At 53.1% G+C, this 16150-nt stretch carries 19 protein-coding genes; 7 read left to right on the forward strand and 12 right to left on the reverse strand.

The features are described from left to right. Positions 1-446 precede the first annotated feature (446 nt). From D6783_04985 to D6783_05010, 6 genes are all read left to right on the forward strand, one after another. On the forward strand, positions 447-1169 hold the full coding sequence (locus tag D6783_04985; protein RME52462.1) for a hypothetical protein: 723 nt from the start codon (positions 447-449) through the stop codon (positions 1167-1169). A gap of 187 nt (positions 1170-1356) precedes the next feature. Next, positions 1357-1959 (forward strand): iron-sulfur cluster assembly accessory protein, encoded by a 603-nt coding sequence (locus D6783_04990; GenBank protein RME52439.1) that lies wholly within the window; start codon positions 1357-1359, stop codon positions 1957-1959. Positions 1960-2141: 182 nt separating this feature from the next. After that, the gene (locus D6783_04995; protein ID RME52440.1) at positions 2142-2942 is read left to right on the forward strand and encodes a DedA family protein; all 801 of its coding nucleotides are present in this window, start codon (positions 2142-2144) and stop codon (positions 2940-2942) included. A 6-nt stretch (positions 2943-2948) separates the two neighbouring features. Next, on the forward strand, positions 2949-3593 hold the full coding sequence (locus D6783_05000) for a winged helix-turn-helix transcriptional regulator (GenBank protein ID RME52441.1): 645 nt from the start codon (positions 2949-2951) through the stop codon (positions 3591-3593). Positions 3594-3698: 105 nt separating this feature from the next. After that, on the forward strand, positions 3699-4742 hold the full coding sequence (locus D6783_05005) for a tetratricopeptide repeat protein (GenBank protein RME52442.1): 1044 nt from the start codon (positions 3699-3701) through the stop codon (positions 4740-4742). Positions 4743-4808: 66 nt separating this feature from the next. Beyond that, a complete protein-coding gene (locus D6783_05010) occupies positions 4809-5156 on the forward strand; it encodes a hypothetical protein (protein ID RME52443.1) in 348 nt (115 codons plus the stop codon). 22 nt (positions 5157-5178) lie between these two features. Here D6783_05010 and D6783_05015 read toward each other — a convergent pair whose 3' ends face one another. The 4 genes from D6783_05015 to D6783_05030 all read right to left on the reverse strand — a co-directional run bounded on the left by D6783_05015 (position 5179) and on the right by D6783_05030 (position 6628). Next, a complete protein-coding gene (locus D6783_05015; GenBank protein RME52444.1) occupies positions 5179-5577 on the reverse strand; it encodes a CoA-binding protein in 399 nt (132 codons plus the stop codon). 115 nt (positions 5578-5692) lie between these two features. Next, complete coding sequence (gene trxA / locus D6783_05020; GenBank protein ID RME52445.1) at positions 5693-6013, reverse strand: thioredoxin; 321 nt, start codon at positions 6011-6013, stop codon at positions 5693-5695. Further along, entirely contained in the window at positions 5995-6204 is a 210-nt protein-coding gene (locus D6783_05025) for a hypothetical protein (protein ID RME52446.1), read from the reverse strand. Before D6783_05025 ends, trxA begins: the two co-directional genes overlap by 19 nt. After that, positions 6179-6628: a metal-dependent hydrolase gene (locus tag D6783_05030; GenBank protein RME52447.1), complete on the reverse strand. Its 450-nt coding sequence runs from the start codon at positions 6626-6628 to the stop codon at positions 6179-6181. Before D6783_05030 ends, D6783_05025 begins: the two co-directional genes overlap by 26 nt. Positions 6629-6828: 200 nt before the next feature. Between D6783_05030 and D6783_05035 the strand changes: the two genes are divergently transcribed. After that, complete coding sequence (locus tag D6783_05035; GenBank protein ID RME52448.1) at positions 6829-7305, forward strand: hypothetical protein; 477 nt, start codon at positions 6829-6831, stop codon at positions 7303-7305. Positions 7306-7402: 97 nt separating this feature from the next. On the opposite strand, the gene D6783_05040 is transcribed toward D6783_05035, so the two are convergent. The 8 genes from D6783_05040 to D6783_05075 form a co-directional block, all read right to left on the reverse strand. After that, positions 7403-8620: a DUF2240 family protein gene (locus tag D6783_05040; protein RME52449.1), complete on the reverse strand. Its 1218-nt coding sequence runs from the start codon at positions 8618-8620 to the stop codon at positions 7403-7405. A 154-nt stretch (positions 8621-8774) separates the two neighbouring features. Next, positions 8775-11795: a hypothetical protein gene (locus D6783_05045; protein RME52450.1), complete on the reverse strand. Its 3021-nt coding sequence runs from the start codon at positions 11793-11795 to the stop codon at positions 8775-8777. Continuing rightward, positions 11792-12376, reverse strand: a complete 585-nt coding sequence (locus D6783_05050; GenBank protein ID RME52451.1) for a hypothetical protein — start codon at positions 12374-12376, stop codon at positions 11792-11794. The genes D6783_05045 and D6783_05050 overlap by 4 nt, the downstream gene beginning before the upstream one ends. Beyond that, the gene (locus D6783_05055) at positions 12357-12950 is read right to left on the reverse strand and encodes a hypothetical protein (protein ID RME52452.1); all 594 of its coding nucleotides are present in this window, start codon (positions 12948-12950) and stop codon (positions 12357-12359) included. Before D6783_05055 ends, D6783_05050 begins: the two co-directional genes overlap by 20 nt. Before the next feature lie 45 nt (positions 12951-12995). Next, positions 12996-13466, reverse strand: a complete 471-nt coding sequence (locus tag D6783_05060; GenBank protein ID RME52453.1) for a hypothetical protein — start codon at positions 13464-13466, stop codon at positions 12996-12998. 173 nt (positions 13467-13639) lie between these two features. Beyond that, the gene (locus D6783_05065; GenBank protein ID RME52454.1) at positions 13640-14491 is read right to left on the reverse strand and encodes a hypothetical protein; all 852 of its coding nucleotides are present in this window, start codon (positions 14489-14491) and stop codon (positions 13640-13642) included. Positions 14492-14540: 49 nt separating this feature from the next. Beyond that, the gene (locus D6783_05070; GenBank protein ID RME52455.1) at positions 14541-14879 is read right to left on the reverse strand and encodes a hypothetical protein; all 339 of its coding nucleotides are present in this window, start codon (positions 14877-14879) and stop codon (positions 14541-14543) included. A gap of 32 nt (positions 14880-14911) precedes the next feature. Beyond that, the coding region (locus D6783_05075) for a hypothetical protein (GenBank protein RME52456.1) at positions 14912-16150 on the reverse strand (1239 nt) is incomplete at its 5' end.

Here is a 16150-nt window from a genome sequence, read left to right on the forward strand (position 1 = left end):
GTTGGTGGTACGGGTGGCAAGACAGCGTGGGCGACGGAGTCACGAGCAGTGACGCTTCCTTGCCCGTGTGGGGGTCTTTGCTTGGCGACCACCATGATGTGAATGGTGTTTGGGATGCTGACGTTCCTGAGAAGACAGGCTATACTGTGAACGTGTATACTGGCGACGCGTCTCTTGATTCTGGTTTGTTTGATGTGTATGCTGAAGGCTTCTTGAAGTTATTTGATGTGCAGAGCGGGGCGGGAGAGTACAAAGTGGAAACGTTTGAAACGAATGTGACTGACGGCACGCTCTCCTTGCAGTTTGTCGTGAATGGCGATCGCGGGCTCGTGAGTGGCGTGGAGGTGTTCTACACGGCGTGTGACTTTGACATGGACGAGGATAATCACTCTGGCGCCTCATGTGGCGGGAATGATTGTGATGATACAAACCCGTTCCGTTCGAGCTTGAGTACGAACCCGTACTGTGATTGTAATGACGCCGCGCCGTACCAAGACGTGCAGAGCGAGTCTGCGTTCGGGTGTGATGGCATTGACAATGATTGCGATGGAGAGGTTGATGAAGGCGTTGGCGGTTGCTTTGGAACGTTGGAAGGGTATGTTTTGAATCAGTTTGGTGTCGGGATTGAGCAAGCACTGGTTACTGCACAAAAGCAAGGCGTTCCCGATAGGAATACTGAGAGTGATGTTAGCGGGTTTTATTCCATGTCACTTTCGTCCGGGAACTACGTCGCGAGTGCACGCAAGTTCGGGTTCATGCCTGACACTGCACCGGTAAGTATCGTGACGGGTTCGACAACCTATCAGAACTTTACGTTGTTGAATGGGTCGTGCACGGCTGATTGCACGAATTGGGAGGGGCGCTGTGACACGTCGTGTGAGGGGTATGTTGATCCCGCAACCGGGGACACGTGCCATTTCTATGATGAGAAAGTAGAGGCGCTCTGCGAAGGCAAGCTTCTTGGAACGGATGTGTTTTACGGTACGGGGAGTGATGATCGTGATTTGTTTGTGACGTGTTGTGAGGGAGGCCCTGGCGGTGGCGCGCCGCGGGAGTTGAGGCGCCCGCTTCTCGATGTTGAGGGCAATATGAAGCACTTGGTGAGAAGAACGATTACGTCAAGGTGCGGGGCTCAGCCGTGCAAGGTTATTGTTTTCACGTGGGAGTAATCGAGCATGGTAGGTTTAGGGGGTTTTGTTGCTTCGTGCACAAAAGCTTTTTAAGGTGTGCGTAGTTCCTCATAACAATTGTTAAGATGGCAGGGTTGCGGTTGCTGGTTCGTACGCACAGCAACACAGCCCTCATTCCCGATTACGGCGTGGTGCGTTACGCATTGAAAAGTAGTAGGTGAAGAGCATGGATCGTGTGGAAAAGAACGCTGAAGGCGAAGGGCATGAGCAGGAAATGAGTAAGCAGAAGCGTATTAGGAAGGAGATGACTATCGGGGAGGTTGTGCAGCGTTACCCTTCTGCTGCAGAAGTGTTGATGCGTGAGGGCATTCACTGTGTTGGTTGTGGTGTTGCTCAGTTTGAAACAATCGAGCAGGGGTTGCTTGGTCATGGCTTGACGCCTGATGAGGTTGATGAGCTTGTGGAAGAGCTCAATAACGCTATTCCTGAGGAGGCAGGGGATCCTGAGAAGATTGTCATCACTGAAGTTGCTGCGAGGAAGCTCAAGGATATCCTTGAGGCGCAGGGGAAGAAAGGAGGGGGCCTGCGTATTGCAGTGCAGCCTGGAGGGTGTGCGGGGATGTCCTATCATTTTGATATTGAGGATCACGAGCAAGAGGGCGATGTGGTTTTTGATGTGGGCGGCGTTCGTTTCTTCATTGATGCTGAGAGTGCAAAGCTGCTTCGCGGGGCGAAGGTGGATTATGTTGATGCGCTTCAGGGTGCAGGGTTTAAGATTACCAATCCAAACGCGCAGTCGACGTGCGGTTGCGGGCAGTCTTTTTCTTGAGGGGATGGCGCGTCGTTCCTCGTGGGTGTGCCCTGTCTCGGGTTCTTTTTCGGGCCGCGTTATTTTTTGGTTTGTGGGTGCGGGAGTAAAAAAACGACTTTCAAAATTTTGTTTTGATGATTGAAAGGAAATTTTTAAATAAAGGGGGTGTTGGCACGTGATAGTGCAGTGGTGTTTTTTTGATGAGTCAGAAGAAGCGAACAAAAAAGCGAAGGGAAGACGTCGCGGTAAAAACAGTTGAAGGAGGGGGGAAAGGAGGCAGCGCGGCTGCTAAGACGCGCTGGTCGGCGCGTTTCGCGGTGCGCCTTGCCCTGCTCGTGCTCATCATAGGCCTCCTTTTCTGGGCCAGGACAAGCCCTGCTGCGCAGTTGCTTTCGCTCTCAGAACTGAAGGATCAGCGAGGCGCTCTTCTCGCTCAGGTTGACGATCATTACGTGTCCTCTGTTGTGATTTTCGTCGTTGTCTACATCGCAGTTGTTGCGCTTTCCATCCCGGCCGCTGCGGTTTTGACGCTTCTTGCCGGATTCCTTTTCGGGACAATTCTTGGCGCCGTGTACGTCAATGTTGCCGCTACGGCAGGGGCGGGGATTGTCTTCTTAGTTGCTCGCTACCTGCTCGGCTCCTGGGTGCAGGAGCGTTATGGAGAGCGGCTTCGCGCGTTCAATGAAGAGTTGCGCGTGCACGGTCATCGGTATTTGCTCACGCTCAGGCTCATTCCTGTCATTCCTTTTTGGCTTATTAATTTGCTCGCTGCCATGACGAAGGTGCCCTTTCGCACGTTTTTGTGGACGACATCGCTTGGTATTTTGCCGGGTTCGCTCGTGTACGCTTATGCAGGCCGCCAGTTTGGCTCGTTGGATTCGCTCGCTGGCTTGCTCTCGCCGGGCGTCGTAACCGCGTTTTGCTTGTTGGCGCTCTTGAGTGCTCTGCCCCTCTTGCGAGAAAAGTTTTTGCATAAAAAAGCTGGTGGAAGGAGGAGGTGATGGTTGATGGGCTATGTTTTGGTCGCTCCGGTGGGGGATAATCCTCGGGCGTTGTTTGTGGGGATGAAAGAGTTTCCTACAACAAAGGCTGTGCTGATAGCGCCGCCGGCGCGGTACGGCCGGGCAAAAAAGCTCAAGAAGCAACTTGAGCAGTTTACTGTCCCGACGGAGATTATTGAAATAAGGGGTAGTGTCATGGAGGAAATGTTTCGCGTTTTTGGCGCGCTGTGCGAGAAGTACTTGGCAGAAGAGGTGATTGTAAACGTTGCGACGGGCGATAGGATGAGCACGTGCGCAGCGTTGAGTGCGTCGTACGCTAATGGGCTTCGCGCGTTCGGAGTTGAAGGCGACTCGGTCATGGTCTTGCCGATCTTGCGACTTTCTTACTACCGGGAGCTGAGTGAACGAAAGCTCAGGATTTTGCAGGCGCTCGATGCAAACCGGTGGACGTCTTTGCAGCAGCTCAGCAAGGCGTTAGGCATGTCTGCCGCCTTGGTTTCCTATCATTTGAACGGGAATTATAAGTATCTCGGCTTGCGGCAGCACCGCCTCGTTGAGGTGAAAGAAGAGCATCAGCAACTGATGGTTCGGCTTTCCCAGATGGGCGTTTTGCTCTTGAAAGGGTACGTTGCGCAGAAGAATAATCGATAACGCGGAAAAAAAAGTGGCATAGTGTAACGGGCGGATGAGTGCCTGGCACGTTCGCAAGCAAAAAAAGGAAGGCTTATAAAACAACGTTTGTGTTATGGTGGTGGTATGGGATCATGGTTGAAGGGATCGTGGTGGCTGGTGTTCGGAAGTGTTCTCGTGCTTGCACTGCTCTCTGCGTGTTCAAGAAGCGTGGAGGAGGGTGGTGTGGCGAAGGTCGTGGTTCGGCAAGTGTTGACGGTGTGCCCGTCAAGGCTTGGTTTCTTGGATGTTGAGCGTTGTGAAACGTGGGTGTTGGTTGATTCGCGGGAGGCGCGGCTCGGGTTCCCCTTGGGTTCGGTGAATGCGTCTTCGCTCAACGTGTCCGTTAATGAATCGCTCTTGGCGAACGTAACAAAGCAAGAACCCTTCGTGCTTTCTTGGAATGGCGTTTCCAGCGTGTTTGTCGCCCCGCTCAAGAGAGAAGATGGTGAGCGTTTATGCTCTGCGTACGGTTATGATTCTGCGCCGTTAACGCTTCCTTTCGGGTTTTGCGACCTTCTCTTGTATGAAGCGTTTGAGAAGCAGCCTTGGAAGGAGTTCCCGGCGAGTGCGTGCGGTGGTAGCGTGAGTGAGGAGTGTCTTTTGCGGCATGCTGAGCGCATACCTGACGCGGATCGCAAGCTCGCCATGTGTGACACGTTTCCTGACGCGTTTCAAACGGCGCGTTTGCATTGCTTTGGGAATTATTTCGAGTCGCTTAAGTTGCGGGGGACGTTTGTTTTGCGCGAAGAAGCGTGCAAGGGCGTTGTGCATCGCCAGGATTGTTTTGATGCGTATTATTTTTACGCTCCCGCGTGTGGCTTGATTAAGACGGGGTGGTTGAGTCTGCAGTGCGAGCGAACATACAGCTTCACGGAAGACAAGGCAAGGAGCTTTAACAATGAATGTTTGTTCTTGCTCGAGGATGGACAGCTCAAGGGCGCCCTTGCCGCGTGCAATAAGGCGTTGGATTTGAGCGAAGGAAGGGAAGGGTTTATTTGGGACTCGAAAGGGCAAGTGCTTGAGGCGTTGGGGAGGCTTGACGAAGCAAGGCAAGTGTACGAGGTTGCTTTGCGGTTAGATCCTCGTTTGCATGAGACAAGAGAACGGCTTGATCGGCTTCAGGATTGAAGGAGGAAAACTGGCATGTTTGTGTTCGAAGCGTGTTTGATTGGTTAAGAAGGAGGTGGTGCGCGTATGGCTGTTGAAGAAAGATCGGTGTTTTTTATTTCGTTGGTTGCCGTTGTCGCCTTGGTTTTTCTTGGCGTCCTGAGTTTTGGCGCTGGAAGGGCGGGGTTGCCCGCAGTTGGTTTTGCTGCCGGGGGGGATGACGATGAAGATTGCGGGTGTGATGACGCATTTAAGCAGTGTATTCGTGGCTGTGGCGATTGGAACAATCCGGGGTACGCTTCTTGTGGGAAGCGTTGCATTGATACGCACGAGCAGTGTTTTATTTGGTGTATGATTGGACAAGGAAATCTTGATTTGGGTATTGACGATATGGAGCCGGATACTGATGATGATGGTATTGGCTATGGCGGGTGAGGGGTTGTTCCTGTGCGGGGCGTTATGCTGTTGTTGATTCGACCATGATGCACATGCCGTGAATGGCGTCTATGCCTTGTTTTTTGCAGAACGAGAGGGCTTCGGCGCTTTCGCTTCCGGGTTGGAACCACGCCTTGCGTATGCCTTGTTTTGCAGCTTGGTGCAGTACGTCGAGCGCGATGGGCGGGGGGACAACAAAGACGACGACGTCGATCGTTCCCGGGTAGTCTTTCAGTGTTTTGTATGCGGGGATGCCGTCAACGTCTGGTGCGTTGGGATTGACGGGGATGGCGAGGTAGCCTGCTTGTTTGAGGGTGTGGAAAACCTTGTAGCCGTATTTTTCTTTGTTCGGCGTCGCTCCTATTACTGCATAGATGTTCTTTTTGTCGAGGAAATGTTTGAGGTCCTGGTCAGGATGCATGTCAAGTAGGGGCGCCGTGTCTTGGAGCAGGTTTTGCTCCTCAACGATGTCAGGGCGTCGTCTTTTATGGTGTGTGTTTGAGGGGGTGTTTGTATAGGTTGGTTTATAGGGTAGTTTATAGGTTGGCCTCGATGAATTGTTTGAGTTCTGCTTCGGGGCGCATTCCCACGCTTTTTGCGACTGGTTCGCCGTTCTTAATGATGAAGAGGGTGGGTATGCCTTGGACGCCGAAGGTTTGCGGGAGGCTTTGTTCTTCATCTACATTGCACTTGGCAAACTTCATTTTGCCTGCGTATTCTTCGCTGAGTTTCTCAAAGACTGGAGCCATCATTTTGCAGGGGCCGCACCAGGGCGCCCAGAAGTCGATGATGACGGGCTTGTCGCTGTTTTTGACTTCTTGTTCGTAATTTTCCGCGGTTAAGTTGACGATTGCCATTGGGGTTTGTTCCTCCTTTTTCTCTTGGGTTGCGGGGTTTCACCCTGCTTTTTTTGAATAAACCCTTCTTTCTTTTTAAATGCTTCTTTAAACAGCTCAAAACTGCTCTTTTTTTGCAGGACTGCAGGGGCGGGTCTTTTGCTTCCGTTTTGCGTTGTGCGGATGTTATACGGCGATGAGGAGGTATGCATCAACGAGCACCAGCGTCCAGAAAAGCACGTGTTCTGTGGTTTTCCCGACTCGGACCGGCCCCTTGAGCCGGAGCGTGCTGGGAAAGAAGGGTCTCACGCCGCGGGGGGTTATGGCTTCGGAGAAAATGTGGGAGAGATAGCCGAGGAGGAAGAAAAGGGCGGCTCCTTGCCGTGGTGCGATGCCGTAGAGGAGGATGGTGAAGAACACGGCGAAGAGGACGGAGTGGAAGACGCCGCGGTGGGGGAAGAGCCACGCAATAATTTTTGCTTTCCTGCCGAGGGCGCTCTTGTGTTCGTCAAGGTCTGGCAGGAGGGCGCCGAGAAAGAGGGCGATCGTGCCAAGAATGCCTATGCGGATTCCTGTCATGTGCTCAACGAGGAGGCCGAAGAAGAGGGCGATGGCGAGATGGGTTTTTCCAAGCATGGTCTGACTGTTCAGGCGTTTTTCCTTTTTTATCTCTTTATTTTTTTATCTTTTTGTGTTTCTGGGTGTTCTTTTTTGAGTTCTTTCAAGTGAGGGAGCGTTGTTGGTCAGGGTTGACAAGAGCGTATTTCTCCCATGCGAGGGGGAAAGTGTTATAAACTCGCCGGTTTCCCTCGTGCCGAGCCACAAGAGGTTGTTGTATGGAAGAAAACACAGGTGCAGTTGGGAAGAAGCGATTGCGTGTCGTCAGTGCGAAGGTTCTTGTCGGGCCTGGCGGATCCGTTTCGAGGCAGGTCACGCTGAAGTCTTCCCTGGAGACGCCTATCTTCGAGTATGGTCGAGGAAGCGGGGACGACAGCGGTCGTGGCAGGGTCCGTAGTTGGTCGTATGTTATTCAGCAAAGCGGCGCTTCATCCAACTACTTGCGTGTTCTTCAAGAAAACGAAATGGGTGTTTGTGAGGTGGCCAGGACTGTTCCTCGCCGGGCTGCTCACGGATTGTCCTCCTTAGTTAACGAATTATTTGAGAACGTTGCGAATGTTACTCATCATTATCAGGACACGAGGCATCCTGACGGCCCGCATCCTGACGGCCCTTTAGTTGAGGAGCAGTCGCCGTACATACGAGAGGACGAGCTGAGACGGGAGTTGACCAGGCACGGCTTTTACGAAACGTAGCGTCGTTCGAAGAACTGCGCGTTGAGATGTCTTGCGTGTCGTGCTGATTTTTTTGGCGTCTTCAGCAAGCGCCACAGCAGAAGCGCCCTTCGCGTTTTTAGTCGAGATCTTCTAAGTCTTCCAGGCTGAGAAGGTCTTCTTCAAAGGCTTCTTCGTCCTCTTCTTGTTGTGTCGTTGGGGAAGGAGCGTCGGCGGATGTGTCCTTGGCGGTGTTTATTTGCTCTGCCTCGATGTTTTCCGGGTTCTCTACTTCGGCTTCATTGGCTGCTTCCTGGTCGAGTCCGCTCGGTTTTTCTTGAGGGCCTGCCTCGTTGCTTGCGCTCCTTTCTTGTTCTGCTTCGATGAGGGCGAGTTCTTCTTTGGGAGACACGTTGGGGAAGACGAGGTTCGCGACGAACTCTGTTCGGTCAAACATGGTGTTGTGTTGCGCTTTTCCAACAAGTTTGATGATGGTGCCGAGAAGGTCGGTCTTGACAGCTTCGAACTCGTGGGGGGCTTCTTTGTAGGCAAGGATTTCTTCGTGGGTTTTGCCGAGGAGTTTTTGGACTTGGTTTTGCCAGAGAACGACTTGCATATTCGCGGTTCCGTCATCGAGGTAGAGGTTGAGGACGTAGCTCGTGTTGGGCGTGATGGGTCCGTGCACGTCGCACACGGCGCCTTTGGCGTCTGCTCTGACACGCTTGCCGCATTGAGGGCACTTGTCGAAGAATCGGGGGCTGAATACTTGGACGATGGTGCCGAGTACTTCGACTTGCTCTTCTCCGGGCGTGAGTTCGCCGAGGTGTTTGCGCTTTGGCTTTTGGATGATGTCGTCGGGGTTGACGTTGAGTGGGTTGATGGTTAGCGTGCTTGAGTCGCTAAGGTGGACTTCTGCCCTGCCGTTATTGTCTCGTACGGTGGCGCCTTTGATGAGCACGACGGTTCCTTCGTGGAGCTGGTTGAGGTGGTCTGCTTGCTTGTTCCAGAGGACGACCCGGGTCGTTCCTGTTCCGTCGTTGAGAATGAAGTTCGCTACTTTCCCTTCTTTCCCGTCTTTGTTGAAGGTTCGTTGTTCGAACACGCGTGAAACCTTTCCGAGAAGTTCTACGGCGCGCATGCCTGGGAGGAGGTCTTTGATGGAGAGTTTTCCCCGCGGGGGTACTTCAATGACTTTGACGCCGAGTTCGTTGGCTATGATGTGCGCTGCGCCTTCTTTGGAGATGAGGCCGCTGAGTTGGTCGAGCTTTTCTTTAATGCGTTCCTCAAGCTCTTCTCGCGATATGCCTTGCTGCTCCTGTATTTTTTGGAGAATGGTTTCGTAGGGTACTTCAATCATGCTCGTGATGTACCAAGCACGGCTGCGGTGATGTTGCAGTTCTGCCTCGTGCTCCTGTGTTCGATGTGATTCTTGGGTTCAGGGCCAGTTTTATATGTTTTGCGCTCAAGAATGCGGGGAGGTGATTTCCTGTGTTTTCCGAGCGAGGAAGGCGTTATTGCGTGCATTCGAGGGGTTCTGGCTGGAAGAGCGAGGTGTTTTGTTGGATGATGTGGTCGGGGGTTTTCCACTGGTTCTGACCTTTAGGAGGCAGGTAGAGGGCGAAGGGGATTCTCACAGGGGGTGTTGCGAGCGTTGTGTTTTGGCAAACGTAGGGTATGGGCTCTGCGAGAGGAAGCTCTGCACAGAAGGTGTAGTAGCGTTTTTCTTGATTACAGAGCGGTATTGCTCCTTGTTTTTGTGTGTTGTTAAGGAGTGTTTCGTCGAGGATTTCGCCGGTGACGTAGTCAAAGAAGGCGCCTTGGGGGTTTTGGAAGATGCCAAGGTATTGGCTTCCTTGCTCACAAAAGGGGGAGGCGAACTTGTCCAAGACGTTGCCGACGCCGAGTGCTCCGGCAAAATTTGCTAGGGATCCGATGCCGCTTTGGCTTGCTGCTTGGTCTTTGTTGCATGCGTTGAGTTGTTGGAGGAGCGTGATGGTCGGGTGTTGCGTGTTAGGAAGGAATTTTCCGAGCACGTAGCGTGGCGTGGAGTTTTTGTAGAGGAGGAGTGTCGGGTACGGGTCTCTGAGGGTTCTTGTGTTGTTGCTTGCAAGGTCTTGTGCGGCGAGGAAGGGTTCTGGCGTGGAGGCGTTTATGGTGCTCCAAAGGGTGGCTTCTTTGAGGTTTGGTCTTTGTGTTTCGTCTTCTGCGTTGGCGAATTGGGTTGTGAGGGCGACATCGTAGATGATTGTTGTTTTGTTGATGAGTTGGACGTGGCCGTCCGGGGTGAGTCGTATGGCTGTGCCTGGTGGAGGGGGCGGGAGGCGTGTTGTTTGCGGGTCGCAGAGGCAGCCTTGGTTTGGCTGGGCGTGGCAGTCCGCAAGCGCTTCCACGACCGTGGCGAAGGCGGAGAGGCGGTCGTTGTTCGGGCAAGCGCCTCTTGTTATTGTTCCTGGGCCTTGGTAGTGGTTGATCCTGTCTTCAACGCAGGATTGGATGTTTGCGCCGTTCTCTGTTGCACAGCGCTCCGTTGTTGCTTTCGCCCAGGCAATAAGGGAGGTGAAGCTGGTGAAGTTGAAGGGGAGGGTGGTTGTTGCGTTGGGTACGAAGGTCAAGGTGCCGAAGACTCGTTCGGACGGCGTTGGCGGGGTTTTCTTGGTTGGATCTTGCGTGGCGAGGAGGGCGTCTCCCCCCCATGCGGAGAGGTAGGCCATGACTTTTTCTACGTAGTCGGGGTCGCCGACGGTTTTTCCGTTTCTTTCGCAGTACCAGCCGTTGTAGCCGCGCAGAGTGGCTTGCCAGCCTGTGTAGGTGAGCCACTTGTCGTGGTTGGGGTTGCCGCGTGGGCAGTACTGTTGGGCTTTGCTCTTGCTGATGCCGTTCGAGAAGATGTTTCGTTTTTGTTTCAGGATGGCTACGCCGCAGCAGATGTTTTTTTGGACATCGAAGAGTTCTTCGGGGGTGGTGATTTTGCATGCTTGCTGGCATTCGGGGAGTGATTTATCGTTTATCATCATGAGGCCTCGGTCCGTAGAATCTTTATTGTACCCTATGGCGTTCTTGTCGCCTTTGCTTTCTACAGTGATGATGGCGAGGACGAGGCTGGCGGGGAGGTCGGTGAAGTCGTGCAGGGTTTTTGCGTTCTCAATTGCGTTTAGAATGGTATTCATGCCGATGGCTTCAAGGTTCTTCTTGGTTGCTTCAAAGTTTTTTTGCTGGGAGGGGGTGAGGAGCTGTCTGGCTTGAGTGGTGCTGATGCCTTGGGAGAGGGCTGCTTGCGGCGCGGTTGGGAATGCGAGGGTGTTGATGGTGTGTTTGTTCCAGTACGGTGCGCATTCTTGGGCAAGGACGGGGTCGTCGGGGCTGATGCTGTAGGGGTTTTTGCTGTACTTAGCGCAGCTGCGCGCGCTGGCTCCTCTTTGTAATCGTTTGAATTCTTCGGGTTTGAGAAAGCAGAGGGGGTTGACGCCTTTGTCCGTTGCGGGCCCTGTTTGGGGGAGGTAGATGCTCCAGTGAAGGTGTTTTGCTTCGGAGTACCCGGTGTTGCCGACTTTTCCAACGAGGGCGGTGATTTCTTTGTGAAGGGGTGTGTCGCCTTTGTTGACGTTGTAGACGACGTCGTCGAGGTGGGCAAAGCGGGTGTAGAGGCCGTTGTCGTGTTTGGCGATGAGGGTGTTTCCGTAGCCGGTGCCATAGTCTGCGCATTTGTTTCGGCACGTTCGGGGGCAGGTGGTGTCGACGAGGGTGCAGTGGCAGGCATTGTTCCAATCGCCGCAGGAGTAGATGATGTCTGCGCTTGCTGGGAGGATGACGTTGTCTTCATTGTTAATGCCTGTTGCTGGATCTTTGAAGGGCATGCCGATGAGGTCGATGCCGTCGTGGAAGTCTCGTTGCCCGTTTTGGAGTGTTCGCTCGCCCCAGCAGGACGTGATAATAATTTTCCTTCCTGGGAGGGGCAAGAGGAGTGTTCGTATTGCAGTTGGATCTGCTGCGGGCGACGCTTCGAGTTGGTTGGCGAGGGTGATGGGGAGGTTGATGGTGTCGTTTCCTTCGAGGAGGAGGGTGAGAGGGTCGTCGTTTAGTTTTTTGAGGTTGTACGGGACGGCGCCAATGGCAGGGTGGGTGATGAGTGCCGTGTCGAGAAGGGGTTGGAGGGCGGTGGTAAGTGCGGGTAGCGGGTTCGGGTAGCACTCTTTGCCAGGGGCGGTCCAGAGTGGTACGAGGTAGGTTCCGCACGTCGTGTTGCGTGGTGTGAGGCTCGCGTTTGCTGTGTTGAAGAGGGCTTCTTGTGCTGTGAGGGTGAGTGCGCGCGTTAAGTAGTGGCGGAGGAGGCCTTCTTCTTGGATGGTGGCGGAGAGCGCGCTTTGCCTGAGGCCGAGGTACTCGTTGGTCGGGTTGGTGAATTTGCCAAGGACTAGGCCGAAGAGGAGGGCTACTGCGACGATGACGGTGATGTAGATGAAGAGGGGTATGAGGGGGATGGCGTCGCTGGTTCCTTTTTTGTTGGTTCTGGCGTTCATGGAATATTTCCTCATATGTTTTGGTTTGCGGTGAAGGAGATTCTTTTGAGTGTGACTCGGTACGTTGTTTGATTATATCCTAGCACTGGCGTTGTTGCTTGGGTGGTTAGATATTTTTTTGCTGCTAGTGCTTTGCTCTGTGCTGTAGAGGTTCCTGTGTAGATTTTGCTTCCTGCATGCGTAAATGCGCTGTCTTGGAGGAGCAGTTCCCCCGTTGTTGCTTTGGTAATTGTTAGTGTGAACTGTGCAGGTTTTGTTTGTTCGAGGACGAATCGTTTGAAGTGTTCCTTTGTCTGAGGAAATCCTGTGCCGAGTGTTGCTTCGTACGTGATGAGGTCTGCGATGTATTTCACGTAGGGTCGTGGAGGAGTTGTTACGGGTGTTTGAAGGAAGGCTTGGAGGTCGTAGCCTATCGTGTTGTCCGGGAATTCTGCCGCTGAGGAAGGGTTTTGCTTGGTGACTGTTGTTGCGGGGAGGAAGATGAAGATGAGAATGGCAATGAGAGCGATGCTTAGGATAACGAAGGCGTCAATAAGGCCTTCTCCTTGTTTTCTTGCGGGGCGGTGGTTGTTCGGATTACGAGTTTGTTGTTTCATGGGGGAGGAGTATGGTTATGCGCAGTGTTCCTGGCTTCCAGTGCGTTTCTTGTTCTTCCTTGTAGGTGATGGTGAAGTTGCGAAGGACCATAGTTGCGCCTCCGCGCCCTTTGATGGCGGCGAGGGCGGTTGGTTCGGTGCGGTTGTATCCTTTTTCGTTGATGTAGGCCGTCTTGATGCGTGTTTGGTTGGCGTCGAAGAGTTCGAGCTTTGCTGACACAGTGATTTCGCTTGGTTGTGGGTGTTGGTAGATGGTGTTGAGGTGGTTGTTGTCAAAGTGGTCAAGGATGATTCGTCCTGGTTGCGCCGTTCTCGTGAAGGGGTTTTGTGCTACGATGCCGTTGGGTGCATACATGACGCGCGTCCAGAGGGCTGTTGCTTCTGCTTGTCTTGAGTCAATGGTTTTGTCGGTGAGGTAGTAGGTGAGCGAGAGAATGATGCCTACCGTTACGAGAATGAAGATGAAGCGAAAGATAAGAATGGGTGCGTAGCTGATTTGTCCTCGTTTGTTGCGCAGTGGCTTCATCGCGAGTGGTTTCTGGCAGCGCGGCTTGTGTGTCTGGTTGGTCTTCATCTTCTTCTTTTTCGGCGATGATTCTTCTTTGGCGCGGTTGCGCGCTTAGGGGGGCGTGTTTTGGCGTTGTCGCGTCGAGGGGGGTGTTGTGGTGTAGGTGTAGATGTAGATGGTGTTGTTGGTTTTGTAGAGGGGGATGGTGGATGGTTTTGAGATGGAGGATTTGGCGACGGTCGTTGTCGGGCTGGTTGGGATGGCGTACTGTGTTGCTTCGCCTTTGGCGCTTGCTGCGTGTTTTGTTACGATGAGGGCGGTGGGGGTTGTGTTAAAGTCGTAGAGGACGTCTTTTCTGAGGTTGTCGTAGAGGTATTCCGCGTTGGCGTGGGTGGCGTGAAGGATGCTGATTGATGTGCCGATGTCCTGAGCGTAGTATCTTTGCCAGTAGTTGGACGCGTCTGCTGATTTGAGTACGATGGTGATGACGAGAATGAGGACGAATCCTCCGAAGAGCAGCTCAAAGAGGGTGAGGAACTTGAAGGCGGTCATGTCGCCTCGTTTTCCTGTAGTGGCGCGCATGGTTTCTCTCAGGACATTTGGCTTAAAAAGGTTGCTGTCGGGCGGGGTGTTTTGGCAGGGGTAGTGCTTGCGTGTTGTTGTGAGTGCGGCTTGGTGCGCTGACGTGGCGGGAGGGGCGACCGAAGCATGTTTTTTTGTTGTTCAAAAGGATTGTCTGGAGAAGCGAGTGTGGATTATGGCGTGGTGGTAAGAAGTGCTTCGTAGAGTTCGTCTTTGACAAGGCCGCGGTCTTCCGTGATGAAGTAGTAGGTGAGGCCGTTTTTGTATTTTTGTATTCTGACACGTTGGAACAGGGGGGGCGCGTTTGGTTTTTCTTCGATTGTGCCGGGTGTCGCGGAGCAAGATCCCCATGGGAAGTAGGCGACGTGTTCGAGGGTGTAGTTGTTGAGGGCTGGGTGGATGTGGACTGCTCCTGTGGAGGGGAAGTAGGGCGTTCCTATGTTGTTTTCTAGGAGCGGGTCTTGTGGCTGTGGCGCTGTGCTTCCTGGTGTGGTTTGCTGACTGCTTCGCATAAAGAAAACGGCGTTTGGAATGTTGACGCATTCAACAAGCCCTTCTTCTGATGGTGGTGTAGTGTGAGGGTTTCCAGGACTGGCAGGAACACCGTAGCGGCTTGCTTTGTAGAGGCAGAGACAGGAGCTGTTGATGCACTGGGAGGGCGCTTTGCGCTTGGCATTGTCGTCAAGCACGCCACAGATTTCTTCTTTGGGGCTTCCTACTTGGGGGATTCGGTTGAGGTTGAATCCGATGATGCCGTAGCCTTTCTTGGCAATAAGCGTGAAGGGGTCTGATTGGGCAACAGGGGCGGGGTTTCGTTCTAGCTCTTTTATGAGTGCTGCAAATCTTTCAAAGTTGTCTTTGACGTCTTTGTTAATATTTGCTCCTAGAATGCTTCTTGTGATCTTGTATGAGACGATGAAGAGGGTGATGAGGATGAGGGCGACGAGGACGAGTTTGGCAACGGGGATGAGGAGGAAGGTTGCTTGGCCTTTTTTGGAGTGTTTGGCGGCGGCGTTTCGTGCCATCCTCGGTGTGTGTTGCATGGTTGTGTCGTGTTGTTCACGCTGGCGGTGTTCAGGGCGTTGCTTTGGATGCGTTTTTGTTTTGCGGGCTTGGCGGAGGGTTCTTAGCGGCTGTTTTTTGTTGAGGCGCGCTTGCGGGTATGCAACAGACGGTTCCTTTGTCTGTGCAGGGCGCTGTTTCGTAAGCGATGCCGTTTGTGCAGTTGGTTTTATTCGTGCATGTTCCGTTGCCGATAAGGGGGTTGCCGCAGGAGACGGTGCTTGTTGTTCCTTTGAAGAGGGCAGGTAGTTTTTCATAAAGAAGGAGGATGAGGATGAAGAGGGTTACTGCTGTCAGGATGGCGAGGCCGAATTGGTGCCAAGCAAGTCCTTTCTTGTGTGTTCGTGTCATGGTGCTTTGGTCGGGTGTTGGGAAGGCGTGTTTTAGGTCAGGCTTGCAAGGGCGCCTTCGAGGAGGTCTGCAGTGCTGTAGAGGATTTGTGGGCTGACGTCGACGTTGCCTGCCCGGTCTTTTCCGCGAACGCATATGACGCGTACGTCGTCAAATCGGTAGTCAATGTATGTTTGCCTTGTTGTGAGCGGGTAGTTGGCGTCCTTTGTGGGGTCTGGGCAGTGGATGGATGCCTCCTTGCCAATAACGCCTTTCACAATGCTGGATGCGAAGTCTTTGATGTTGTCAAGGTAGGCGTACGTGTATTCTTGTACACAGCCGCTTTCGTCGTCTTGGCACGTTATTGCGAGGCGTTGTTGCAGGCCATCGAACTCCGTGAAGACGTAGGGAGGGTTGGTGTCGATGAAGATGGGGTTTTTTGAGAGGAGGATTATTGCTTGTTCTTGTCCGTCTTGTTGTTTTGTGGTTACTTTCACGGCGAGGAAGGTTCCTTTCGTGTCGTTGGTGACGGTGATGTCTGTTCGTTCTCCTTGGACGGGTCGTTCTTCGCTAATGGCGGTTGCGTCACGAAACACTGCGGAAAGTGATGCAGGGTTTGGTTGTTTGGCTATGGCTTGGAGGCATTCGACCCGGCTTTTGTCTTGGCATACAAGGGCTGATTGGTATTTCGTGCATCCTGCTTGCGAGGGGCAGGTGAGCGTGAAGGTTTCGCGTTGGGACCACTTGTTTGACCCTCCGACGAGTTGTATGGGTGTTTTGACGACGAGGTATGCCCTGACGACTCGGTCTTCTGCGGGTTTATATGGGCCTTCCCCGTCTTTGAGGAAGATGAATTCGATGCGGGTTTTGGTGTTTTCAAAGCTGTAGAGTTGCGAGGGAGGGATTTTGTGGTCGATGTTCCATGTTGTCTTGGTCGTGCCTGCCGTGTAGGTTTTCCGGTCGAGTTCTTGGTCGCCGAGAAGGTGGATGACGATGAGCTTTGAGGATGGTTGAGCGTTGGTTATCCTGATGGTGAAGGCGGGTTCCTTTCCTGTTGTGCTGTCAAGGCGCAGGGTTTTTCCGTCAAAGATCCTGTTGGTGGGGCTGGTCGGGTCGCCGAAGTAGACGTCTAGCGTGGAGGGCGATTGTTGTGTTTGTGTTTCATTTTCGCTGCTTTGTTCGCTCGAAGGGGGTTTTTTGCTGGTGTGGTTGATGGGGGAGGTGTTGGTTCCTGGTTTGGGGACGCAGCAGACCGTTCCTGGTTGCTCTTTTTTGCACGAGCTTGAGAGGGA

Source organism: Candidatus Woesearchaeota archaeon (assembly GCA_003694805.1).
Lineage (GTDB): Archaea > Nanobdellota > Nanobdellia > Woesearchaeales > J110 > J110.

What these genes read in the sequence shown, in the direction of transcription:
- D6783_04990 (RME52439.1), top strand. Translation starts at nt 1,357, where the DNA reads ATGGATCGTGTGGAAAAGAACGCTGAAGGCGAAGGGCATGAGCAGGAA.
- D6783_04995 (RME52440.1), top strand. Translation starts at nt 2,142, where the DNA reads ATGAGTCAGAAGAAGCGAACAAAAAAGCGAAGGGAAGACGTCGCGGTA.
- D6783_05000 (RME52441.1), top strand. Translation starts at nt 2,949, where the DNA reads ATGGGCTATGTTTTGGTCGCTCCGGTGGGGGATAATCCTCGGGCGTTG.
- D6783_05005 (RME52442.1), top strand. Translation starts at nt 3,699, where the DNA reads ATGGGATCATGGTTGAAGGGATCGTGGTGGCTGGTGTTCGGAAGTGTT.
- D6783_05010 (RME52443.1), top strand. Translation starts at nt 4,809, where the DNA reads ATGGCTGTTGAAGAAAGATCGGTGTTTTTTATTTCGTTGGTTGCCGTT.
- D6783_05015 (RME52444.1), bottom strand. Translation starts at nt 5,577, where the DNA reads ATGCATCCTGACCAGGACCTCAAACATTTCCTCGACAAAAAGAACATC.
- trxA (RME52445.1), bottom strand. Translation starts at nt 6,013, where the DNA reads ATGGCAATCGTCAACTTAACCGCGGAAAATTACGAACAAGAAGTCAAA.
- D6783_05025 (RME52446.1), bottom strand. Translation starts at nt 6,204, where the DNA reads ATGCATACCTCCTCATCGCCGTATAACATCCGCACAACGCAAAACGGA.
- D6783_05030 (RME52447.1), bottom strand. Translation starts at nt 6,628, where the DNA reads ATGCTTGGAAAAACCCATCTCGCCATCGCCCTCTTCTTCGGCCTCCTC.
- D6783_05035 (RME52448.1), top strand. Translation starts at nt 6,829, where the DNA reads ATGGAAGAAAACACAGGTGCAGTTGGGAAGAAGCGATTGCGTGTCGTC.
- D6783_05040 (RME52449.1), bottom strand. Translation starts at nt 8,620, where the DNA reads ATGATTGAAGTACCCTACGAAACCATTCTCCAAAAAATACAGGAGCAG.
- D6783_05045 (RME52450.1), bottom strand. Translation starts at nt 11,795, where the DNA reads ATGAGGAAATATTCCATGAACGCCAGAACCAACAAAAAAGGAACCAGC.
- D6783_05050 (RME52451.1), bottom strand. Translation starts at nt 12,376, where the DNA reads ATGAAACAACAAACTCGTAATCCGAACAACCACCGCCCCGCAAGAAAA.
- D6783_05055 (RME52452.1), bottom strand. Translation starts at nt 12,950, where the DNA reads ATGAAGACCAACCAGACACACAAGCCGCGCTGCCAGAAACCACTCGCG.
- D6783_05060 (RME52453.1), bottom strand. Translation starts at nt 13,466, where the DNA reads ATGCGCGCCACTACAGGAAAACGAGGCGACATGACCGCCTTCAAGTTC.
- D6783_05065 (RME52454.1), bottom strand. Translation starts at nt 14,491, where the DNA reads ATGGCACGAAACGCCGCCGCCAAACACTCCAAAAAAGGCCAAGCAACC.
- D6783_05070 (RME52455.1), bottom strand. Translation starts at nt 14,879, where the DNA reads ATGACACGAACACACAAGAAAGGACTTGCTTGGCACCAATTCGGCCTC.